This window comes from Serratia sp. TMDUHS_CL, from assembly GCF_037137105.1.
In the GTDB taxonomy this organism is placed as follows: domain Bacteria; phylum Pseudomonadota; class Gammaproteobacteria; order Enterobacterales; family Enterobacteriaceae; genus Serratia; species Serratia nevei.
In genome coordinates this window covers 117,055-135,684 of the sequence record NZ_JBBBDV010000006.1, presented here as the reverse complement: position 1 = coordinate 135,684, position 18,630 = coordinate 117,055, and the positions used below count along the sequence as shown (strand labels likewise).

Sequence of the window (18,630 nt, the reverse complement as noted above, 5' to 3'; positions counted from 1 at the left end):
GGGCGAATATGATTAGCATGATAATACTCCCCTGAATAAATACCGCTGAGACCAACATGCGTCCTTGTTCCGACGGCCTCCCCGTCCCGCAACGCTATGGGGCGATCTTCGCCATCGCCCTCGGCATTACCGTATCCGTGCTCGACGGCGCGATAGCCAACGTGGCGCTGCCCACGATCGCGCGCGATCTCAACGCCAGCCCGGCCAGCTCCATTTGGGTGGTTAACGCCTATCAGCTGGCGATCACCGTGTCTCTGCTGTCGCTGGCGTCGCTCGGCGATCTGATCGGCTATCGCCGCATCTATCAGGCCGGCTTGCTGGTGTTCAGCATTACCTCGCTGTTCTGCGCCCTGTCCGACTCGCTGCTTACGCTGACCATCGCCCGCGTGCTGCAAGGCTTTGGTGCCGCCGCCATCATGAGCGTCAACACCGCGCTGATCCGCATCATCTATCCGCAGCGTTTTCTCGGCCGCGGCATGGGCATCAACTCACTGATCGTCGCCTGCTCCTCGGCGGCCGGGCCAACGGTGGCGGCGGCGATCCTGTCGGTCGCTTCCTGGCAGTGGCTGTTCGCCATCAACCTGCCGATCGGCCTCGTCGCGCTGCTGCTGGGCATGAAGTTCCTGCCGGCCAACGGCCAAAAAAGCGATAACCGCCGTTTCGATCCCACCAGCGCCGTGCTGAACGCGTTGACGTTCGGCCTGCTGATCACCGCCATCAGCGGCTTCGCCCAGGGCCAAAGCCTGACGCTGATCTTCAGCGAGATCGCCGCGCTGCTGGCGATTGGCGCGGTGTTCGTGCGCCGCCAGCTGCGCCAGGAATTTCCGCTGCTGCCGGTCGACCTGCTGCGCATCCCGATCTTCGCCCTGTCGATGGGCACCTCAATCTGCTCGTTTGCTGCGCAAATGCTGGCGATGGTGTCGTTGCCGTTCTTCCTGCAAAGCGCATTGGGCCGCGACGAAGTGGCGACCGGGCTGCTGCTGACGCCGTGGCCGCTGGCGATCGTAGTCATGGCGCCGATCGCCGGCCGGCTGGTGGAGCGCGTGCACGCCGGCCTGCTGGGCTGCATTGGGCTGGCGGTGTTCGCACTTGGGCTGTTCTCGCTGGCGCTGCTGCCCGCGGATCCGTCGAATGGGGACATCATCTGGCGCATGGTGCTGTGCGGCGCCGGCTTCGGCCTGTTCCAGTCGCCCAACAATCACACCATCATCTCCGCCGCGCCGCGTAACCGCAGCGGTGGCGCCAGCGGCATGCTGGGCACCGCTCGCCTGCTGGGGCAAACCTCGGGGGCCGCGCTGGTGGCGCTGATGTTCAACCTGTTCCCCACCTCTGGTACCCACGCATCGCTGATCCTGGCCGGCGTGTTCGCCACTCTGGCGGCGGCGGTCAGCAGCCTGCGCATCACCCAATCGACGGCGCCAACGGCGCAGCCAAGCCGCGAGGTGAAATAACGGACATAAAAAAACCCCGGCGAGCCGGGGTTTTTCCTTTCATTCAGCCGATTACTTCAGGTACTGGCCGGAACGCAGCGCTTCGATACGCTTGTCGAGCGGCGGGTGCGACATGAACAGCTCGCTGAACGACTTGGATTTACCGTTGATGCAGAACGCCATCATGCTGCCCGCTTCCTGCGGTTCGTAGCTGGTTTTCAGGCGCTGCAAGGCGGCGATCATCTTCTCGCGGCCCACCAGCTTGGCGGAGCCGGCGTCGGCGTAGAACTCGCGGTGACGCGAGAACCACATGGTGATGATGCTTGCCAGGATGCCGAACACCAGTTCCAGCACCATCGACACCGCGAAATAAATCATCGGGTTGCCGTTGCCTTCCCCTTCGCCATCACGATTGCCCAGGAAGCCGGCGGCGACCTGCGCGATCAGGCGCGAAATGAAGATGACGAAGGTGTTCACGATGCCCTGAATCAGGGTCATGGTCACCATATCGCCGTTGGCGACGTGGCTGATTTCGTGCGCGATGACCGCTTCCGCCTCGTCGCGGCTCATGCTCTGCAGCAGGCCGGTGCTGACGGCGACCAGCGAAGCGTCACGGCGCGCGCCGGTGGCGAAGGCGTTGATGTCCGGCGCGTGGTAGATAGCGACCTGCGGCATGGCGATGCCCGCCTGCTGCGACTGACGGCGTACCGTTTCCAGCAGCCAGTTTTCGGTTTCGTTACGCGGTTGTTCAATCACTTCCCCGCCGACGGAGCGCAGCGCCATCCACTTGGACATCAGCAACGACACGAAAGCGCCGCCGAAGCCGAACAGACCGGCCATGATCATCAGGCCCTGAACGCTACTGGATTGGATTCCTGTCAGGCTGAGCACCAGCCCGAAAACCAACATCACCGCCAGGTTGGTGAGCAGGAACAGAGCTATACGCATCATAAAATGTTTACTTCCTCATAAATGTTAACAAAACGCTGTCTAAGATACCCTAGATCGTATGGGCATTCGTCACAGTTTCAAGAGTCGCACGTCATTAACCTACTAAAAATACGAAACTTTACAAAAACGACGCGCGACCGGGATTTGGCAAATTGTAAACGATTGTTGCGCAAGGCGGAGGGATTTCTCAGAAAAAATTCTTGGCCCGTGCAAAATGACGTCGAGAAAAATTGCCCGCACACTTTTTATGGCCGCCAGGCTCTCACCGCCTTCGCTCACGCAGCGCTCGCCTCGCCTGACAGGAAAGTTTGAATCCCGCGATTAATTGTTACATTATAACATCACATTTAATCGTAAAGGGATGTCAATCATGTTACCTCGCCTCGTCTGCATGCTGACTGCGTGGCTGCTCTTTTGCCACGTCGCGCAAGCTGAAATCCACCTCACCGACGCAGAAGGACGCCAGGTCACCCTGGCCGCCCCCGCACAACGCGCCTATATCGGCTTTTACTACGAAGATTTTCTGGCGGTGAACGGCCCGGACAGTTTTCAACAGGTGGCCGCCTTCTCTAAAAGCGACTGGGCCTTGCGCACCAGCCAATGGCCGCGTTATCAGGCGGCTCTGCCGCGGCTCGCTCAGCTGGTCGATGTCGGTTCGCTCTACAATCAGAGCTTTGACTTCGAACGCCTGCTGACCACGCGGCCAGACCTGCTGATCCTGGCGAAATGGCAGCTCGACGGCTTCGCCAACTACCTACCGGTGCTGCAACAGCTCAACATTCCTTACATCGTCGTCGACTTCAACCAGGGTGCGGAAGTCAAACTCGCCAGCATTCGGGCCATGGGTCAGGCGATGGGCCACCCCGAGCGGGCAGAACGGCTGGCCAGCGAGTATCGGCAGAGCCTTGAAGAGACTCAGCGGCGTATTCGCGAGGCGCAGCTGCCGCCACCGACCGCTTATATCGAACTCGGCGACAAGGGGCCCGGCGAATACAGCAGCAGCTATGGCGCCTCCGTCTGGGGGCCGCTGTTACAGCTGGCCGGCGCCCGCAATATCGCCGCCGGCGTCGTCGGTAGCCCCGCGCCTTTGCGCGCCGACTATGTACTGACCCAAAAGCCGGACGTCATTTTCCTCGCCGGCGGCGACTGGGAAAACATGCCAAACGCCGTACCGATGGGCTACGGCGCACAGGCGGCCCCCCTTCAGGCACGCCTCGCTCAGTACGCCCAGCGTGCCGGTTGGCCGCAGCTGCCGGCGATAAAAGACCAGCGCCTCTATGCGCTCTACCATGGCGGCGCGCGCACGATTTACGATTTTATTTTTGTTCAGTATCTGGCGAAAGCTCTCTATCCGGCCGCGTTTGCCGACGTTGATCCCCCACGCAACCTGGCGCAGTTCTACCGCCAATACTTACCGATAGAGGCTGACGGCGTCTTCCTGCAACGCTGGCAAGGAGAGTAGCCGTGGCCCACACAGGACGTGCGTTTTTACAACGGCGCAGGCTGCGCCGCGGGCTATTGACGCTGGCGCTGCTCGGCGCGCTGCTGGCGGCCACCGTCGTCGATCTGACCGTCGGCGCCGCGCACCTTAGCCTCTCGGATATCCTGCCCATGCTCTGGCCCGGCTCCGCGCCAGGCAACGAGCTGCATCAGGTGGTTTTCTGGTCGATTCGCTTGCCGATGACGCTCACCGCGTTGGTCGTCGGCGCCAGCCTGGCGCTGGCCGGTCTGTTGATGCAGACCGTGCTGGCCAACCCCCTCGCCAGCCCGTATACGCTGGGGATCTCGGCCGCGGCGGGATTTGGCGCGGCGCTGTCGATCATCACCGGATTCAGCCTGGGCGGCGCGCTGGCGCTGGGCACGCCGCTGCTGGCTTCGCTGATGGCGCTGTTAGCCTGCGTGCCTATCTATCTGCTGGGACAGCGCCGCGGTATGACGCCGCAAATTTTGGTGCTGAGCGGCATCGTGGTGCTGTTCTTCTTTCAGTCGCTGCAATCCCTGCTGCTGTTTCTGGCCTCGCCCGAAGCCATGCAGCAAATCGTCTTCTGGCTGTTCGGCAGCCTGCTCAAAGCCAATATGCACGGCGTGGCGATCACCGGTGGCGTCCTGTTCTGCGCGCTGGTCGTCAGCCTGCGGCTGGCCTGGCGCCTGACCGCACTGTCCGCCGGCGAAGAACAGGCCCAGGGGCTGGGCATCAACGTCAGCGCGCTGCGCAAGCTGGCCTTTCTGCTGGCGACCTTACTGACGGCCGCCTCGGTCTCGTTTGTCGGCACCATCGGGTTCGTCGGGCTGATCGCCCCGCATTTCGCCCGTTTTCTGGTGGGCGAGGATCAACGCTATCTGATCTGCATTTCCGCCCTTTGCGGCAGCCTGTTGCTGCTGTGCGCGTCGATCGTCGCCAAACTGGTGCTGCCGAACGGCGTAGTGCCCATCGGCATCGTTATCGCCTTAATCGGCGTGCCGGTGCTGTTCTACTTCGTCACCCGACAGGTTAAACGCCCATGACTCAACTGACCCTCACCGGCGTCGGCGTCACGCTGCATCGACGTCAGCTGTTAGCCGACGTTTCATTGGCCTGGCCGGAGGCAAAGCTCGGCGGCATCATCGGGCCCAACGGCGCCGGCAAATCGACGCTGCTCAAAGCGATCAATCGCATGCTGCCGCACAGCGGCGCTATCGCCTACCGCGAGCGCCCGCTCGATCCGAAAACCAGCCGCATCGCCTATGTGCCGCAACTCAATCGCAGCGAGTCGGCGTTGACCGCGTTTGACATGGTGCTGCTGGGCAAGGTACGGCAGTTGGGGTGGCGCGTCAGCGCCGCACAGGCCGACGCGGTCGAACAGGCGCTGGCGGAATGCGGCATTTCCGCACTTGCCGATCGCCCTTTCAACCGCCTCAGCGGCGGGCAGCGGCAGTTGGTGATGTTGGCGCAGGCCTTCGTCTCTCAGCCGCAGCTCATTTTACTCGACGAGCCCACCAGCGCGCTGGACATCCACCATCAGCTGCGCGTACTCAATCAGATCGCCGACTACAGCCGGCGTCATCGCTGCATCACGCTGCTGGTGATCCACGATCTGGGGCTGGCGCTGCGCTACTGCCATTCTCTCACCTTGCTCGAGCACGGACGCGTCATTTGCCACGGCGACACCCATCAGATGATGGGGCACCCGATGATGTCCCGCGTATTTGGCGTCGGTATCGAAAGCGGCATCAGCCCCCAAGGCTACCCCTTTCTGCTGCCGACACAGCTGTTACACGCACACGGAGAAACCCCATGTACACTCTGACCAAGGCGGACATGCTGGCGCAACTCGCCGGCTTGCAACAGGAAATCCACCAGCTTCACCGTTCCGCCCAGCAAGATCGGCGCCATTTTTCCCTGCTGGAACGGCGCTTCAGCCGCCTGCAGGCCTTTAACGATCTGCCGCAGCTGCAGGCCTATCGCCGCAAGCTGGAAAACGATCGCTCGATAACGGCGCAAATCACCCAGCTGCGAGCGGTGGCCAATGCCGCCTTGTGCGATTACGAGAAGCATCGCGTCGCCACGCTCTGCCGGGAGCCGGCGCAGACCAACGCCTACCTGAACAGTTTCGATAGCGCCCTGCAGCTGGAGATCGCCGCCGCCGACATCAAACCCGGTGAACGAGTGTTGCTGGTGGGCAGCGGCGCCTTGCCCACCACCGCGCTGGCGCTGGTCGCCAGGCTCTCCGCCACCGTCATTTGCTACGATTGCGACCCGGCGGCCCAGCGTTTTGCCCGCCGCCTCACGCGCCATCTGGGGCTGTCACGGCAAATCCCCTGCATCGATAAATTGAACGGCCTGACCGACCGCGACATCGATCACATCATCATCGCCTCTCTGGTGGCGGACAAGCAGACCTTGCTGACGCAGCTGCGGCCTTTACTGCCCCAGCGCGGCAAACTGCTGCTGCGCTACGGTAACGGCCTTAAGTCGATCTTCAACTGCCCTTATCACCATCTGGCTGCCCGTTCACCCTGGCGCGTCAGCGGTAAACCGGTTGCCACCCCGCTGTACGATCTCTTGATTTTGGAGTCTCATCGCCATGAATAACGCATTTCCTACCCTGATCCTCGGCGCCGGTCCGGCGGCGATCCAATTGGCTGCGGATATCCAGGCCGCGGCCGACACGCGCATCGGCCTGTACAATCGCCCCAGCGAGAAAGGACAACGCCTGAAGGCGCATCTGGCGCACACGCCCAGTCTGCATCTGGAAGGCGTCGGCAAGGCGCGGCAGACCCAGCGCGATGCGCAGGTGACAGTAGACAGTTATTGCGACGATCTGTCGCTCATCGGCGGCGACTGGCAGCGGCTGATCCTCGCGGTGCCCGCCGATCGCTATTACGAGGTGCTGCGGCAGGTGCCGTGGGCCACCTTACCCCACCTGCGTTCGTTGATCCTGCTTTCCCCGTCCATCGGCTCCGGCCTGATGGTGCAAAGCCTGCTGCAGGCGGCTGGCCAATCCCACGTCGGGATCATCAGTCTGTCCAGTTATTACGCCGACACCAAATATCAGGATGCGGCGCAGCCCTATCGCGCCTTTACCAAAGCCTTTAAACAGCGGGTCTATCTCGCGGCCCAAAGCCCGGCGCCAGACTCCGCCGAACTCGACTGGATCGGCTCGGTGCTGGCGCGTCACGCTATCGACGCCCGGCGCTGCGACAGCCTGCTGGCCGCCGAGCGCTTCAGCATCACCAACTATGTTCATCCGCCGCTGGCGCTGGCCGACACCACGCTGCAGGCGATATTCCAGCCGCAGGCGCCGGTGCAATACCTGTATAAAACCTATCCCGAAGGGCCCCTCTGTCCCGAGGTTATCGCCGATATGCTCGAACTGTCGGAGGATTACAAAAGGCTGCTCAACCATCTCGGCGTCGAGGAGATCAACCTGCTGCGCTTTTTGAACGACGACAGCTACCCGGTTCCCTCCCGCATGGTGAGCCGCCGCTGGATTGACCATTTCCCGCAGCTCGCGCCGGCGGAACAACGCTATGCGCTGTTTACGCGCTATACCGCGCTGCTGGTCGATCCCTATTCCGAACCGGACGCGCAGGGTCGCTATTATGATTTTTCCGCCGTCAGGGTCGCCCGCGTCTTTCAGGATGCTCAAGGGTTGTGGTGCCTGCCGCGCGTGCCGCTGGAAGACGTGCGAAAACTCCGCACGCTGGTCTTGCTGGCGGAGCGGCTTGGCGTCGAGATGCCCACCGCCCGGCGCCTGTTGGCGCGCTTTCAGCAGGCGCTGCAGAGCTTCGTCACCCGGATCGGCGCCGAGCATTGCCATCATTCGCTGCTGGACGATACCTGCGACGAACAGGCGGCCATCACCTACCGTCAGTGGCGGGGGCAAGCATGAATCAGGGTGCGCTGCTGGCCATTTTCGCCTCGCTGATTTTCAGCGTCATGAATGCGCTGGTCAAAACCATCGCCGACGACATCCCCACCGGGGAAATCGTGTTCTTTCGCAGCAGCATCGGCTGCCTGCTGGTTCTGCTGCTGATGTATCGCCACGGCGTCGCCTTCAGCCGCGAGGACCGGCCGCTGCTGGTACTGCGAGGCACTATGGGTGGGCTGTATCTCATCTGTTATTTTTACAGCATCGCCCACCTCACGCTGGCCGACGCCAGCATGCTGGCCTACCTGTCGCCGTTTTTCTCCATTCTGCTTTCCTTGCTGGTGCTGCGTGAACGGATCAGCGCCAACACCGCATTTTGGCTAGCGCTGGTCATCATCGGCGCCGTGCTGCTGGTGCGGCCGTGGCATTTCTCAACGTATACCCTGGCGTCGCTAGTCGGCGTGATGAGCGCGGTGTTCGCCGCTATCGCCTATCTGTCGGTCAACAAGCTCAGCAAGCGCCACCACAACTACGAGATCGTGTTCTATTTCCTGTTTATCGCGACGCTGATCTCGCTGCCGCTGATGTGGAACGCCTTCGTCTGGCCCAACGTCTACCAGTTTGCCATCCTGCTCGCCATCGCCCTGGTATCGCTGTTGGGACAGGTTGTCTTAACCCAGGCCTTTTCCTCCGATAACCTGATCGTGGTCTCGGTGGTGCGCTATATCGGCATCGTTTTCAATATTGCCTGGGGCTGGCTGTTCTGGCACGAAGTCCCGCTGTTGCTGTCGCTGATCGGCTGCCTGCTGGTGGTGGTTTCCTGCATCCGGCTCGGGCTGCGCCACCGCAAGAAAGCCGTCTGAGCAGCACGTAACGCGGCCATAAAAAAACGCACCCGAGGGTGCGTTTTTCATCCTGCCTGACGCGGCCTTATTTGGCCGGCGTTGGCTGCTGAGCGGGCTGATCTTTTTCCAGATGAGCCAGGTCCAGCGCGATATGCACGGTTTCATCCAGGTATGGATCCGGTTCCTGGTAATCCTTCGGCAGATCGTCGAGCGATTTCAGCGGCTTCTTGCCCGCACGTTCCAGACGCTCGTTGATGCGTTTCAGACGGGTCGCATCGTCATCGTGGTTCTCTTTCTCGCGCACGGCCAGATTGAGGGACACGATGTTGCGTTTATCCTTCAGCGCCTTGTAATGCGCGATATCCTGCGCGATGTACTGGAACTCCGGATTCTGCGCGATGCGCTGCTGATGATCTTTCAGCAGCTCCGGCTCGAACGGCGCCATATCGCCGGTCTTGCTGTAGGTCGCCGCATTGATGCTGTCCCACGGCATGGCGTTGTCTTCAAACGCTTCACCGGTTTCCGCCGGATCGACGCCGGTTGGCATCAGAATGTCCGGGGTCACCCCTTTGCGCTGGGTGCTGCCGCCGTTGACGCGGTAGAACTTCTGAATGGTGTACTGCACCGACCCCAGCGCCGGCCACTCAGGGCGCAGCATCTGATCGTAGATGCGGTTCAGCGAACGGTACTGCTGCACGGTACCTTTACCGAAGGTCGGTTCGCCGACGATCAGCGCGCGGCCGTAATCCTGCATCGCCGCCGCGAAGATCTCGGAGGCGGAGGCGCTGAAGCGATCGACCAGCACCACCAGCGGGCCTTTGTAGTAGGTCACGCCGTCGGTGTCGGCGTCTTCACGCACTTTGCCGTTGTTGTCGCGCACCTGCACCACCGGGCCGCTCGGAATGAACAGGCCGGACAGCGACACCGCTTCGGTCAGCGCGCCGCCGCCGTTGGTGCGCAGATCGATGATCACGCTCTTGACGTTCTGCTTGGCCATCTTCTGCAGCTGCACTTTCACGTCATCGGTCAGACCGACGTAGAAGCCTGGGATGTCGAACACCGCCACCTTCTCTTTGCCGACGGTCTTGATGGTCATTTTCACCGCGCGGTCTTCCAGGCGGATGCGCTCGCGGGTCAGGGTGACCACGCGGGTTTTGGTGCCCTTGCCGGCCGGCAGGATCTCCAGGCGCACCTTGCTGCCTTTCGGCCCTTTGATCAATGACACCACGTCGTCCAGGCGCCAGCCGATCACGTCCACCATCGGTTTGCCGGCCTGGCCGACGCCGACGATGCGATCGCCCACGGTGATCGCCTTGCTCTTCGCCGCCGGGCCGCCCGGCACCATCGAGTTGATCAGGGTGTAGTCGTCATCCATCTGCAGCACCGCACCGATGCCTTCCAGCGACAGGCTCATCTCGGTGTTGAACTGCTCGGTGTTGCGCGGAGACAGATAGTTGGTGTGCGGGTCGATTTCATGCGCAAAGGCATTCATCGCCAGCTGGAAGACGTCTTCGCTGTTGCTTTGCGTCAGGCGCTTGATGGCGAACTGATAACGCTTGGTCAGCGTGTCGCGGATTTCTTTGTCGGTCTTGCCGGTCAGCTTGAGGTTCAGCTCGTCATAGGTGACTTTCGCATCCCACAGGCTATCCAGCTCGGCCTTGTCTTTCGGCCACGGCGCTTTGCTGCGGTCGAGATCGATAGTGCCGTTGCCGGTGAAGTTCATCGGCTTGTCCAGCAGCGACAACGCATAGGTGTAACGCTCGAAACGGCGTTTCTGCGCCAGATTGAACAGCGCGTAGAAGGTATCCAGCTTGCCGGTTTTCAGCTCTTCGCCAACCTGATTGCGTTTGCCGGCGAACTGCGCCACGTCGGAGGCCAGCAACACGTTATGGTTGTAGTCCAGCATGTTCAGGTAGCGATCGAAGATCTTGCCTGAAAACTCCGCGTCGAGGGCGAACTGGCGGTAATGAGAGCGAGTGAAGCGCGAGGTCACGCGCTCACTCACCGTAGCGTGCTGGGGTTCCTGTTGCAGTTGGGGCAGTTGGCCGATGCGGATGTTGGCTGTTTCCGCGCCGTAACTGACACCCGCCCACAGCAGCCCTGCAATCGCTGTTAATCTGACGAATTTGTTCATGCCTTGGTTGGCCTCCGTATCAGAACTGCAAGTGTTCTGCGCGCACAATCATCGCCAGACCGGAAGAGAGCTGCACACGTACGCCATCTTTAGCGATTTCGAGTACGGTAGCATCCATCGCGCTCTTGCCTGCTCTGACTTTGATTTCCTGGCCAATTTGCAGTTTAGAGATATCCGTGACTGGCGCATAACGCGGCTGGTTTTCCTCTTTTGCTGCACGAGGTTGACGAGCTGGCTGTGGGCGAGTTTGTGGGCGCGGCTTGCGGTTTTCCGGCGCGGCTCCGCCTTCGCGACGTGCAGCAGGCTTTTTACCGGCTGGGCGCGGACGGCGTGGCGCGGCATCGGCAGATTCACCGGCGGCTTCACGTTTTTTGGCGTTTTGTTCGGCACGCTGTGCCTGAACGCGCGCTTTGGCTTCTTCAAGCTGCTGGCGAGCATGATCGACATGCTGCTGCTCCAGTTCACCGCACGGATTGCCGTCCAGGTCGACGCGCTGCGCGCCAACTTTGACGCCGTACAGGTAACGCCAGCTTGAGGTGTACAGGCGCAGGGCAGAACGCAATTGCGTTTTGCTGAGATTCTCTTCCCCCTGCACGCGCTCTACCAAATCCTGAAAAATACCGATTTTCAGCGGACGAGCTTCGCCTTCGGCGCTAAAGCAGAGCGGAAAACGCTCGGCAAGAAAAGCAATGACTTCTTTACTAGAGTTCAACTTAGGTTGATTTTCCATGAAATTTCCTGATTACAACGGTATTGCCAACAAGCCACAGGCATGAACAGGCGTCATTATAATGACGCCATCGGTAATTGCCACGTTAACCGTCGATCAACTTGCCGCTACAGTCACATATTTCGCACTGTCACACTGTTCCAGTTGCTCACAAAGCCCCGCCACCACTGCTTTCAGGCCCGCTTCATCCTGTTCGTCGAAGCGTTGATAAACCGTGCTGTCGATATCCAAAACGCCGATCACCCGGCCGCCAACCGCCAACGGCAGCACGATTTCCGCATTGCTGGCCGCATCGCAGGCGATATGGCCCGGGAACGCATGCACGTCGCCGACGCGCTGCACGCGATTTTCCGCCACCGCCGTGCCGCACACGCCCTTGCCCACCGGGATGCGCACGCAGGCGATCTTGCCCTGGAACGGCCCCAGCACCAGCTGGTCGCCATCCATCAGATAGAAACCGACCCAGTTCACGTCATCCAGACGCTCGTTGATCAACGCGCTGGCGTTGGACAGCGCCGCGATAAAGTTGGTCTCCCCGCCGAGCAACGCGCTCAGGTCACGTTTTAATTCCGCGTAGAATTGTTCTTTTGTCATGTGATAACCATTGAAACAGTGAAGATGGCCAGAAGCCCAAAGCTTAGGCCCTATAAAATAAGCATTAAATGCGTATAGCCACAAGGTTAATCATCTGTTGCTTCACAAAACCCTGCCGCTCGGGGTATGTTTGCCGCTCAGAATCCCGGTTTACCTCGTTTTACCGTCCGGCGCCCGATCGCCGGTGACGCGGCCGGTTTATTTTTCAGCTACGCTGACAGTTCCGGCGGGCTCAAGGGCAGCTACTTGTCAAAGATGAAAATACACGCGATCACCGCCCCCCTTTCCAAAGCGCGCCACCAGCGCTGCTGCGAGTGCGACCTGCTGTTCGTGCTGCCGCCGCTCAGCGGCAATCAGGCCGCCTATTGCCCGCGCTGCAACGCCAAGGTGGTGAGCGGCCGCGACTGGTCGATGACGCGCCTGACCGCCATGGCGATCGCCATGCTGCTGCTGATGCCGTTCGCCTTCACCGAGCCGCTGATCAGCATCCGCCTGCTCGGCACGCGCATCGACGCCAGTTTGCTGGAGGGCATCTGGCAGATGAGCCGTCAGGGCGATCCGCTGACCGCCAGCATGGTGGCGTTCTGTACCCTCGGCGCCCCACTGACGCTGGCGCTGTCGCTGCTCTACCTGCGCTTCGGCCACGCGCTCGGCATGAACCTGCGCCCGGTGCTGCTGATGTTGGAGCGGCTGAAAGAGTGGGTGATGCTGGACATCTATCTGATCGGCATGGCGGTGGCGGCGATCAAGGTGCAGGATTATGCCGACATCCAGGCGGGCAGCGCGCTGATCGCCTACCTGTCGCTCACCCTGCTCAGCATCCTGACGCTGATCCACGCCAACCTGGAGCAGTTGTGGGAGCGTTACTACCCGCAGGAGCAGCCGGAAGGCCCGCCGGCGGCGCTGCATATTTGCCTGTCCTGCCACTATACCGGCTACCCCGACGCGCGCGGCCGCTGCCCGCGCTGCCACGTGCCGATGTGCCACCGCCAGCCCTACAGCCTGCAGAAAACCTGGGCGGCGCTGATCGCGGCGATGATCCTGCTGATACCGGCCAACCTGCTGCCGATTTCCATCATTTACGCCAACGGCGCACGGCTCGAAGACACCATCTTCTCCGGCGTGGTCTCGCTGGCCACCTCCGGCAACGTGCCGATCGCCGCCATCGTGTTCATCGCCAGCGTGCTGGTGCCCTTTACCAAGGTGATCGTGCTGATCACGCTGCTGTTCAGCATTCACTTCAAAACCTCGCACAGCCTGAAAACGCGTATTCGCCTGCTGCGCCTGGTCACCTGGATCGGCCGCTGGTCGATGCTGGATCTGTTCGTTATCGCCTTGATGATGTCGCTGGTAAACCGCGATCAGCTGTTATCTTTTACTATGGGACCGGCCGCGTTTTACTTTGGCTCGGCGGTCATTTTGACTATTCTTGCCGTTGAGTGGCTGGATAGCCGATTGATTTGGGATGCACATGCAACAGGAAACGCCGACTACACCGACTGAAGCGCGGGTCAAGAACAAACGCCGCATTTCACCGTTCTGGTTACTGCCGTTCATCGCCCTGCTGATCGCCGGGTGGCTGGTCTATAACAATTTCCAGGAGCGCGGCACCACCGTCACCATCGACTTCCAATCGGCGGCGGGCATCGTCGCCGGCCGCACGCCGGTGCGCTACCAGGGCGTTGACGTCGGCACGGTGCAGAAGATCAGCCTGAGCAAAGATCTGCGCAGCATCGTGGTGGAAGCCAGCATCAAAAGCGATCTGGAAGACTCGCTGCGCGAAGGCACCCAGTTTTGGCTGGTGACCCCCAAGGCTTCGCTGGCCGGGGTCTCCGGGCTCGATGCGCTGGTCGGCGGCAACTATATCGGCATGATGCCCGGCAGCGGCAAGGCGCAAACCCACTTCGCCGCGCTCGATACCCAGCCGAAATACCGCCTGAACACCGGCGAGCTGATGATCCATCTGCACGCCGACGATCTGGGCTCGCTTAACAGCGGCTCGCTGGCCTACTACCGTAAAATCCCGGTCGGCAAGGTGTACGACTACACCATCAGCGAAGGCAATAAGGGCGTGACCATCGACGTACTTATCGACCGCCGCTTCGCCCATCTGGTGAAAAACAACAGCCGCTTCTGGAACGTCTCCGGCTTCAAGGGCGATTTCAGCCTGTCCGGCGCGACGGTACAGATGGAGAGCCTGGCGGCGCTGGTCAACGGCGCCATCGCCTTCGATTCGCCGGCCGATGGCCAGCAGGCCAAGGGTGACCAGAGCTATGCCCTGTATCCCGATCTGGCCCACAGCCAGCGCGGCGTCAATATCCTGCTGGATCTGCCGAGCGGCAACAACCTGAGTGAAAACCGCACGCCGCTGATGTACCAAGGGCTGCAGGTCGGCACCCTGACCAAGCTGACGTTGCAGCAGGACAGCAAAGTGGTCGGTGAACTGACCATCGATCCTTCGGTGGTCGATCTGATGCGCAGCGGCACCCGCATCGTGATGCGCAGCCCGCGCATCAGCCTCAACGACGCCAAGCTCAGCCAGCTGCTGACCGGCACCACGCTGGAGCTGGTGCCGGGTGAAGGCGAGCCGCAGCAGCGCTTCAACGTGCTGGACAGCAGCGAGACGCTGTTGCAACAGCCTGGCGTGCTGACCGTCACGCTGAATGCGCCGCAAAGCTACGGCATCGACGTGGGGCAGCCGTTGGTGGTGCACGGCGTGAAAGTCGGCCAGATCCTGAGCCGCACCCTGACCGCCAGCGGCGTGGTGTTCACCGCCGCCATCGACGCCCAATATCGCGGCCTGCTGCACAAAGACAGCAAATTCGTGGTCAACAGCCGCCTCGACGTCAAGCTGGGCATCGACGGCATGGAAGTGCTCGGCGCCAGCGCCCAGGAGTGGGTAGACGGCGGCGTGCGCATTATTCCCGGCAGCAAGGGGGAACCGGGCGGCCAATACCCGCTGTACGCCAACAGTGAGAAAGCCGAGGAAGGCATCGTCGGCAACGCCCCGGCCACCACCCTGACCCTCAGCGCCACCAGCCTGCCGGACGTGCAGGCCGGCTCGGTGGTGCTGTATCGCAAATTCCAGGTGGGCGAAATCGTCAACGTGCGGCCAAAGGCCAACGAGTTTGAGGTGGACGTCTACATCAGCCCGGAATACCGCAAGCTGCTGACCCGTGAAAGCATCTTCTGGGCCGAAGGCGGCGCCAAGGTGCAGCTCAACGGCAGCGGGCTGACGGTGCAGGCTTCGCCGCTTAACCGTGCGCTGAAAGGCGCCATCAGCTTCGACAACCTGCAGGGCGTGACGCTCAACAAGGGCGCCAACCGCGTGCTGTACGCCAGCGAAACCGCCGCTCGCGCGGTGGGCAGCCAAATCACGCTGAAAACCTACGACGCCAGCAAGCTGTCGGCGGGCATGCCGCTGCGCTACCTCGGCATCGACGTCGGCCAGGTGGAGTCGCTGCAGCTGGCGCCGGAGCGCAACGAAGTGTTGGCCAAAGCGGTGCTGTATCCGGAATACGTGCAGACCTTCGCGCGTCTGGGCAGCCGCTTCTCGATCGTCTCGCCGGAGATCTCCGCCGCCGGCGTCAGCAACCTCGATACCCTGCTCCAGCCTTATATCAACGTGGAGCCGGGGCGCGGCCGCGAGATGCGCACCTTCGAACTGCAGCAGGCCAGCATCACCGACTCGCGCTATCTCGACGGCCTGAGCGTGGTGCTCGACGCTGCCGAAACCGGCTCCCTGCAGATCGGCACGCCGGTGTTGTTCCGCGGCGTGGAGGTCGGCACCATCACCGGCTTCTACCTTGGCGCCATGTCAGACCGGGTTCATGTCGCGCTGCGCATCAGCAAGAAGTATCAGCATCTGGTGCGCAACAACAGCGTGTTCTGGCTGGCTTCGGGGTACAACCTGCAGTTCGGCCTGACCGGCGGCGTGATCAAGAGCGGCACCTTCCAGCAGTTCATCCGCGGCGGTATCGCCTTCGCCACGCCGCCGACCATTCCGCTGGCGCCGAAAGCGACGCCTAACAAACACTTCCTGCTGAATCCGGAAGAGCCGAAGGACTGGAAAACCTGGGGCACCGCCATTCCGCGCGATTAAATTTCGCATTTTCCTCAGGGCCCGGCATTGTCGGGCCCTGTTTTTTTCCGCTTTGTGATAAACTCTCGCCCTTGTCTTTATTGCACCCTGAGAGTTCGCCCCGTGGCCAAATCCACCGCCGTTTTTCTGCCCCCCGCTTTCCTTGACGCCACCCGCGCCATCATGCCCGCCGAGCTGGCGATGGAAGATTTTATCGCCGCCTGCCAGCGCCCGCTGCGCCGCAGCCTGCGCGTCAACACGCTGAAAATCAGCGTCGCCGACTTCCTGGCGCTGGTGCAGGATTACGACTGGCGACTGGAGCCCATCCCCTGGTGCGCGGAAGGGTTCTGGATCGAGCGCGACGATGAAGAGCTGCGTCTGGGCAGCGCCGCCGAACACCTGAGCGGCCTGTTCTACATTCAGGAGGCCAGTTCAATGCTGCCGGTCAGCGCGCTGTTCTCGGGCGGCGCAGTGCCGAATCGGGTGCTGGACGTGGCGGCGGCACCAGGCTCCAAAACCACCCAAATCGCCGCGTTAATGGGCAATCAGGGCGGCATCGTCGCCAACGAATACTCCGCCAGCCGGGTAAAAGTGCTGCACGCCAATATCAGCCGCTGCGGCGTGAAGAACGCCGCGCTGACCCACTTCGACGGCAGGGTGTTCGGCGCCGCGCTGCCGGAGAGCTTCGACGCCATTCTGCTCGATGCCCCCTGCTCCGGCGAAGGCGTGGTGCGCAAGGATCCGGACGCCATGAGCAACTGGTCGCCACAGAGCGTGGCCGAAATCGCCGCCACCCAACGCGAACTGATCGACAGCGCGTTTCATGCGCTGGCGCCGGGCGGCGTGATGGTTTACTCCACCTGCACGCTCAATGCGCAGGAAAACCAGCAGGTGGTGCGCTGGCTGCTGGACACCTACGGCGACGCGGTCAGCGTCGAGCCGCTGGGTGCGCTGTTCCCCGGCGCCGACAAGGCGCTGACTGCCGAAGGCTTCCTGCACGTCTTCCCGCAGATTTACGACAGCGAAGGCTTTTTCGTCGCCCGCCTGCGCAAACAGCGCGCCGTGGCGCCGTTGGCGAAGCCGACCTACAAGGTGGGTAAATTCCCGTTCAGCCCGCTGTCCGGCAAAGAGGCGGCGCTGGTCGCCCAAGCCGCCGCCGCATCCGGCTTAACCTGGGGCGATGACAGCCGGCTGTGGGAGCGCGACAAGGAGCTCTGGCTGTTCCCGGCCGAGCTGGAACCGCTGTTCGGTAAAGTGCGCTTCTCACGTATCGGCCTCAAGCTGGCGGAACGTTTCCCGAAAGGTTTCCGCTGGCAGCACGAGGCGGCGATCGCGCTGGCCGGCACCGGCGGCAAAACGCATTTCGAGCTGGACGCCGCCCTGGCGCAAGAGTGGTATCACGGCCGCGATCTCTACCCGGAGCAGCCGCCGGCCGGCGATGAATGCATCGTCACCTACCAGGGCCAGCCGCTGGGCATCGCCAAGCGCATCGGTAGCCGCATCAAGAACAACCTGCCGCGCGAGCTGGTGCGCGACGGCGCGCTGGATTTTCACCTGTAATCGCTCCGGTGCCGGGGAACCGCCTTCCCCGGCGCCAAAATAATGCTAATAATATTCCTATCGCCATTCATTATTATTCTAATCATTTCCAATTTGCACTATTCCGCCTCCCCGCCCGTATTTCCCCGCCGGAAAAGAAAAAAGTTTTTAGCCTTTGATCAAGACAATTTCGCGTTCTTATCCTATTAATTTAAATGTAAGTAAATTAATGCGTTCAACTCAGCTCTGGGTGGCGTTTTTGCGGGCTTTCTCTGACACGGCAAGGAATCATGATGAATAAAACTCTGATGGTTTTGACCTCGGTAGCACCTCTGCTGTGCATCAGTGGCACAGCCAACGCAGCGGGCACCATTCAGGGCACGCTGGGCGTGACGATCACCATCGGCGCCGGCTGTGTGGTCACCGGCGGCAACAGTTCCGGCACCACCAACGACTTTGGTTCGATCAGCTTCGGGACTTACTCCTCGCTGGCCAACGTCATCACCGCCAGTGCCACCGGCAGCGGCGGCACCGGCACGCTGGGGCTGAACTGCACCACCGGCACCAACTATACCGTAGCGCTGGACAACGGCCTCAACGCCTCCGGCAGCCAACGGCGCATGGCCAGCAGCGTGCCGGCCTACATCAGCTACAACCTTTATCAGGACAGCGCCCACGCCCTGCCGTGGAACAGCACCACCGGCACGCTGACCGGCACCGGTACCGGATCGGCGGTGCCGCTGATCGTTTACGGCCTGGTGCCTGCCGCGGGAACGACTCCGGCGGCCGGCGTCTACAGCGATACCGTCACCATGACCGTCACCTGGTGAGTTTCATCGTCAACGGAGCGCCGTCAGTGCGCTCCGTTATTCATTAAGTAATAATATTCCCACCCACCTTATCATTCCCCCCTTAGTGTTCATGCCCGGTGACACGGCCGCCGCAGCGAACCTGCGACAGCGATTAAAAATAAAT

Annotated in this window: 15 protein-coding genes; 11 read left to right on the top strand and 4 right to left on the bottom strand. The window is 61.6% G+C overall.

Annotated features, from left to right (window positions below; all coding sequences use genetic code 11):
* The first annotated feature begins 56 nt into the window (after positions 1-56).
* Positions 57-1,451: an MFS transporter gene (locus WCL58_RS13525; protein ID WP_047727689.1), complete on the top strand. Its 1,395-nt coding sequence runs from the start codon at positions 57-59 to the stop codon at positions 1,449-1,451.
* Between the two features lie 51 nt (positions 1,452-1,502).
* On the opposite strand, the gene htpX is transcribed toward WCL58_RS13525, so the two are convergent.
* The gene (gene htpX, locus WCL58_RS13520; RefSeq protein ID WP_033638291.1) at positions 1,503-2,381 is read right to left on the bottom strand and encodes a protease HtpX; all 879 of its coding nucleotides are present in this window, start codon (positions 2,379-2,381) and stop codon (positions 1,503-1,505) included.
* Positions 2,382-2,751: 370 nt separating this feature from the next.
* On the opposite strand from htpX, the gene WCL58_RS13515 reads away from it, so the two are divergent.
* The 6 genes from WCL58_RS13515 to WCL58_RS13490 are packed head-to-tail and all read left to right on the top strand — an operon-like array spanning position 2,752 to position 8,595.
* The gene (locus WCL58_RS13515) at positions 2,752-3,843 is read left to right on the top strand and encodes an ABC transporter substrate-binding protein (RefSeq protein ID WP_089185885.1); all 1,092 of its coding nucleotides are present in this window, start codon (positions 2,752-2,754) and stop codon (positions 3,841-3,843) included.
* A gap of 2 nt (positions 3,844-3,845) precedes the next feature.
* Positions 3,846-4,886 (top strand): FecCD family ABC transporter permease, encoded by a 1,041-nt coding sequence (locus WCL58_RS13510; protein ID WP_060440083.1) that lies wholly within the window; start codon positions 3,846-3,848, stop codon positions 4,884-4,886.
* Complete coding sequence (locus tag WCL58_RS13505; protein ID WP_087763515.1) at positions 4,883-5,668, top strand: ABC transporter ATP-binding protein; 786 nt, start codon at positions 4,883-4,885, stop codon at positions 5,666-5,668. Before WCL58_RS13510 ends, WCL58_RS13505 begins: the two co-directional genes overlap by 4 nt.
* On the top strand, positions 5,656-6,453 hold the full coding sequence (locus tag WCL58_RS13500) for an SAM-dependent methyltransferase (RefSeq protein ID WP_060419259.1): 798 nt from the start codon (positions 5,656-5,658) through the stop codon (positions 6,451-6,453). Before WCL58_RS13505 ends, WCL58_RS13500 begins: the two co-directional genes overlap by 13 nt.
* Positions 6,446-7,753: an opine metallophore biosynthesis dehydrogenase gene (locus WCL58_RS13495; protein WP_336851280.1), complete on the top strand. Its 1,308-nt coding sequence runs from the start codon at positions 6,446-6,448 to the stop codon at positions 7,751-7,753. Before WCL58_RS13500 ends, WCL58_RS13495 begins: the two co-directional genes overlap by 8 nt.
* Complete coding sequence (locus tag WCL58_RS13490) at positions 7,750-8,595, top strand: DMT family transporter (protein ID WP_038877656.1); 846 nt, start codon at positions 7,750-7,752, stop codon at positions 8,593-8,595. The genes WCL58_RS13495 and WCL58_RS13490 overlap by 4 nt, the downstream gene beginning before the upstream one ends.
* Before the next feature lie 67 nt (positions 8,596-8,662).
* Here WCL58_RS13490 and prc read toward each other — a convergent pair whose 3' ends face one another.
* The 3 genes from prc to WCL58_RS13475 all read right to left on the bottom strand — a co-directional run bounded on the left by prc (position 8,663) and on the right by WCL58_RS13475 (position 12,035).
* Entirely contained in the window at positions 8,663-10,711 is a 2,049-nt protein-coding gene (gene prc, locus WCL58_RS13485; RefSeq protein ID WP_033642845.1) for a carboxy terminal-processing peptidase, read from the bottom strand.
* 19 nt (positions 10,712-10,730) lie between these two features.
* On the bottom strand, positions 10,731-11,441 hold the full coding sequence (proQ, locus tag WCL58_RS13480) for an RNA chaperone ProQ (RefSeq protein ID WP_033638287.1): 711 nt from the start codon (positions 11,439-11,441) through the stop codon (positions 10,731-10,733).
* A 96-nt stretch (positions 11,442-11,537) separates the two neighbouring features.
* Positions 11,538-12,035: a GAF domain-containing protein gene (locus tag WCL58_RS13475; protein WP_060440088.1), complete on the bottom strand. Its 498-nt coding sequence runs from the start codon at positions 12,033-12,035 to the stop codon at positions 11,538-11,540.
* Between the two features lie 255 nt (positions 12,036-12,290).
* On the opposite strand from WCL58_RS13475, the gene yebS reads away from it, so the two are divergent.
* From yebS to WCL58_RS13455, 4 genes are all read left to right on the top strand, one after another.
* Positions 12,291-13,538 (top strand): membrane integrity lipid transport subunit YebS, encoded by a 1,248-nt coding sequence (gene yebS / locus WCL58_RS13470; protein ID WP_049198592.1) that lies wholly within the window; start codon positions 12,291-12,293, stop codon positions 13,536-13,538.
* Entirely contained in the window at positions 13,507-16,137 is a 2,631-nt protein-coding gene (locus tag WCL58_RS13465) for a PqiB family protein (protein WP_336851279.1), read from the top strand. Before yebS ends, WCL58_RS13465 begins: the two co-directional genes overlap by 32 nt.
* 102 nt (positions 16,138-16,239) lie before the next feature.
* Entirely contained in the window at positions 16,240-17,676 is a 1,437-nt protein-coding gene (rsmF, locus tag WCL58_RS13460) for a 16S rRNA (cytosine(1407)-C(5))-methyltransferase RsmF (protein WP_060440089.1), read from the top strand.
* Between the two features lie 272 nt (positions 17,677-17,948).
* Entirely contained in the window at positions 17,949-18,485 is a 537-nt protein-coding gene (locus WCL58_RS13455; protein ID WP_060419268.1) for a Csu type fimbrial protein, read from the top strand.
* The last annotated feature ends 145 nt before the right edge of the window (positions 18,486-18,630 follow it).